We start from the raw sequence: 4,836 nt of genomic DNA on the forward strand, positions 1-4,836 counted from the left end.
TCAGGCGCTCGCCGTCGATTTGCAGGGCAAGCCGCGCGCCGGCGTTGCGCTGGAAATACGCGGCGTTGCGCGCACCATGACGAGTTCGCGCAAACGCATGGTCGGCGGTTTTTACGCCTACGACAACCACACCGAAATCAAGGACCTCGGCACGCTGTGCAGCGGCAAGAGCGATGACCACGGGCTGCTTTCCTGCGATGCAAAACTCAAGGAAGCGGGCAACGTCGACCTGATCGCGATTGCGAAGGACGGTGATGGACGTGTCGCGAACGCGACGACATCGGTTTGGGTCACGCGGGAAGACCAGCTCTGGTTCGGCGGCGAGAACACGGATCGTATCGACGTATTGCCCGAGAAGACCAGCTACGAACCCGGCGAAACCGCGCGCTTCCAAGTGCGCATGCCGTTCCGCTTTGCGACCGCGCTCGTGGCCGTGGAACGTGAAGGGATCGTGGAAACGAAGGTCGTCGAACTGGACGGAAAGAACCCGACCATCGAACTGAAAGTCCAGGATACGTGGGCGCCGAACGTGTACGTCTCCGTGCTCGCGATTCGCGGCCGGATTCATGAAGTGCCGTGGTATTCGTTCTTCACCTGGGGCTGGAAAGCGCCGCTCGACTGGGCGCATGCGTTCTGGTACGAAGGCCGGCAATATGAGGCGCCCACGCCGCTCGTCGATTTGTCGAAGCCCGCTTTCCGGTACGGCCTCGGCGAGATCAAGGTGGGTACGGCCGTACACAAGCTGGGCGTCACGGTGACGCCCGACGCAAAGTCGTACGCCGTGCGCTCGAAGGCGCATGTGAAGGTTCGCGTGACGTTGCCGGACGGCAAGCCTGCGCCGGCCGGCACGCAGATCGCGCTCGCCGCTGTCGATGAAGCCCTGCTCGAACTCATGCCGAATCAAAGCTGGAACGTGCTCGACGCCATGCTGCAACGGCGCGCATATGGCGTGGAGACATCGACGGCGCAAATGGAGATCATCGGACGGCGTCACTTCGGACGCAAGGCGGTGCCGGCGGGCGGCGGCGGCGGACACAGCGCCACACGCGAACTCTTCGATACGCTCCTGCTCTGGAATCCGCGCCTGACGCTCGATGCAAACGGCGAAGCGTCGGTCGACGTGCCTTTGAACGATGCGTTGACGAGTTTCCGTATCGTTGCGATCGGGGCGGTTGGCGCCGGGCAGTTCGGTACCGGGAGCGCATCGATACGCAGCACGCAGGACCTGCAACTGATATCCGGTTTGCCGCCGCTCGTGCGCGTGGGCGACCAGTTTCGCGCGCTCTTCACGCTGCGCAACACGACCGCGCGCACCATGCAGGTTGTCGTCACGCCGAACGTGCCATCGCTCGATCTGAAGGCGCAAACGGTGGAACTCGCGCCGGATTCATCGAAGGAAATCTCGTGGGAGATCAACACGCCGGATGCCATTGGCATGGCGGCGACGGGCGCGTTGAACTGGCAGGTGAACGCAGCCGAGCAAGGCGGTCCGAAAGCCGCCGATGCGATCAAGCTCACGCAACGCGTCGTGCCGGCCATCCCCGTGACCGTCCAGCAGGCAACCATGACGCAAGTCGATGGCACGTTCACGCTGCCGGTCGCGCCTCCGGAGACTGCAGTGGCATCCGCCGACGGGCAGATTCGCGGCGGCATTGCAGTGACCTTGCAGCCAAAACTCGCCGATGGCCTGCCCGGCGTGCGCCGCTGGTTCGAGCGCTATCCGTATAGCTGCCTCGAGCAACAGACATCGCGATCGCTGGGTCTCAACGACCTCACGCAATGGCAGACGGTGATTGCACGCATGCCGTCGTATCTGGACAGCGACGGCCTCGCGAACTACTTCCCGCCGTCCGATGATTCGCGCCCATACGGCAGTCCGACGTTGTCGGCGTATCTGCTTGCGGTCAGCGACGAAGCATCGAAGGCAGATCGCCGCTACGCCCTGCCCGATGACCTTCGCGACAAGCTCGCGGGCGCATTGACGAACTTCGTGGAAGGCAAGATCCAGCGCAAGTTCTGGTCGCCGCGTCAGGACCTCGACTTCGTGAAACTCTCGGCCATCGAAGCGTTGTCGCGATACGGTCTCGCCGAGCCGCGCATGCTCGGCTCGATCGCCATCGCGCCGAACCAGTGGCCGACGTCCGCGCTGCTCGACTACTACGCGATCCTTTCCCGCGTGGACGGCATTGCCCAGCGCGACGACCAGCGCGCGCAAATCGATCAGATCCTGCGCGCCCGCATGACGTATTCGGGTACGCGCCTGACGTTCTCGACCGCGGCCGACGACGACCTCTACTGGCTCATGACCGGCCCGGAAACGAACGCGGCGCGCATGGCGCTGCTTTTCGCCGACAATCCTTCCTGGAAGGATGAAATGCCGAGGCTGATCGGCGGATTGCTGGCGTTGCAGAAGAACGGCGCGTGGGACACCACGACTTCGAATCTGTGGGGCAAACTTGCTGTCGAACGTTTCTCGCGTGTGTTTGAAAGCACACCGGTGACAGGGCAGACGCACATTGCGTTAGGCAGCGTGGATAAAGCGATCGCGTGGAACACACCGGGCTCGCACAGCGTGACATTGCCCTGGGACAAGGGCGCGCTGACCCTCACGCAGGACGGAACAGGCAAACCATGGGCGACCCTGGAAAGTCTCGCGGCCGTTGCGTTGAAGGCGCCGTTCGCGGCGGGGTATCGGATCACGAAGACTGTGACGCCCATCGATCCCGCCGTCAAAGGCACGCTGTCGCGCGGTGACATTGTGCGCGTGCATCTTGATATCGAAGCGCAAAGCGACATGACGTGGGTTGTCGTGAACGATCCGGTCCCGGCTGGCGCGACGATCCTCGGCTCCGGCTTAGGCCGCGACTCGGAAGCCGCCACCGAAGGCGAAAAGAGTGCGCAAGGCGCGTGGCCGGCATTCGTGGAACGTGGCTTCGATGGATACCGCGCGTATTACGACTATCTGCCGAAGGGCAAATTGCAGGTCGAGTACACGGTCCGGCTGAACAACGCGGGCACGTTCGGGCTGCCGCCAACGCGCGTGGAAGCGCTGTACGCGCCGTCCGTGTTCGGTGCAGTTCCAAACGCGACCGTGGTCGTCGCGCCGCTTGCTTCATCACCGGCCGCTGCAAAATAGACCATGAAACGCGCCGCCCTCGCCCTTCTCGGATGCATGCTCGCCAGTTCGGCCTACGCGCTGCCGAGCTTCGACGAGGTGCGCTCGGGCTGGCGCAGTTCCGACTGGGTGTTGCTTGGCCGCGATGGCGAGCCGCTGCAGCGCACGCGCATCGATACATCCGAACGGCGCGGCGACTGGGTCGCGCTGCAGGATGTATCGCCGGCGCTGCGCGAAGCGATCGTGGTCTCGGAGGACAAGCGCTTTTACGAGCACAGCGGCGTGGATTGGCGCGGCGCCGCGGCCGCGGCATGGGCGAACTTGTGGAACACGCGCACGCGGGGTGCGTCGACGGTGACGATGCAACTGACCGGTTTGATCGATGACGATCGCCGGCCGGGCAGAAGATCGGTTACCGAAAAAGCGACGCAAACAGTCGGCGCATTGTGGCTCGATCACGCGTGGCGCAAGGACCAGATCCTGGAGGCGTATCTCAATCTCGTGCCGTTTCGCGGCGAGATCGTGGGGCTGTCCGCGTTATCCCAGACGCTCTTCGGCAAGTCGCCATCCGGCTTGAACGAGCGCGAAGCCGCTGTGACCGCGGCGCTCGTGCGAGCGCCGAATGCGAATTACGCGAAGGTCTCGGCGCGGGCGTGCGGGATCCTGCGCGACATGAACCGGGCGAAGACGCCGGCTTTGGACCCGTGCGTGAATCTCGACAGCTACGTGCAGTTGACGCTCACGCGCACGGCATCGGCGGCGCAGCGTTCATTCGATTCAGAATCGCTCGCGCCGCATTTCGCGCGTCGTATCGCGAATGAAGTCCATCCGCAAGCCGGCGCGCGCATCAAGTCCACCATCGACACCCGCCTGCAGCGCTTCGCCCGCGATTCGCTCGCGCGCACCCTGCTCGAACTCAACGCGCGCGCGCATCAACGCAATGTTCACGACGGGGCGGCCATCGTGATCGATAACCGCAGCGGCGAGATCCTCGCGTGGGTGGGCTCGGCGGGCGGGTTATCGAATGCGCCGGAGGTCGATGCGGTCGTCGCATTGCGTCAGGCCGGCTCGACGCTCAAGCCGTTTTTATACGCACAGGCCATCGATGAAAAACGTCTCACGCCAGCCACCTTGCTCGATGACGCCCCGCTCGATCTCGCGACCGGCGGTGGCTTGTATATTCCGCAAAACTACGATCACGATTTCAAGGGCTGGGTGAGCATGCGCACGGCGCTCGGGTCATCGCTGAACGTGCCGGCCGTGCGTACGCTCGTGATGGTCACGCCGCACAAGTTCGCGAAGACGCTGGTCTCGCTCGGATTGCCGCTCACGCAGGCCGGCGATTACTACGGCTTCAGCCTCGCTTTGGGGAGCGCCGACGTGACACTTGCATCGCTCACGAACGCGTATCGCACGCTTGCGAACGGGGGCACCTCCGGTTCGATGTCCGACGTGGCGGTGCATCCTGCCGCCGTGCCCGGAACACGTATCTTCAGCCCGCAGGCGAGCTTTATCGTGACCAACATCCTTGCCGACAACAACGCCCGCACGCGTACGTTCGGCTTCGACAGCATGCTCGCCACGCGCTTTTTCAGCGCCGTCAAGACCGGCACGAGCAAGGACATGCGCGACAACTGGGCGGTCGGTTATACGTCGCGCTATACGGTCGGCGTGTGGGTCGGGAACGCCGACGGCGCGCCGATGTGGGACGTCTCCGGCGA

2 protein-coding genes are annotated in these 4,836 nt (G+C 64.0%); both read left to right on the forward strand.

Annotated elements, in window-relative coordinates:
* Positions 1 to 3,136, forward strand: a 3,136-nt coding sequence (locus tag ACRXB1_RS30620) for an alpha-2-macroglobulin family protein (protein WP_449494178.1), incomplete at its 5' end; no start/stop codon positions are given.
* A gap of 3 nt (positions 3,137 to 3,139) precedes the next feature.
* The coding region (gene pbpC / locus ACRXB1_RS30625) for a penicillin-binding protein 1C (protein WP_449494179.1) at positions 3,140 to 4,836 on the forward strand (1,697 nt) is incomplete at its 3' end.

Source organism: Caballeronia sp. M23-90 (genome assembly GCF_053574605.1).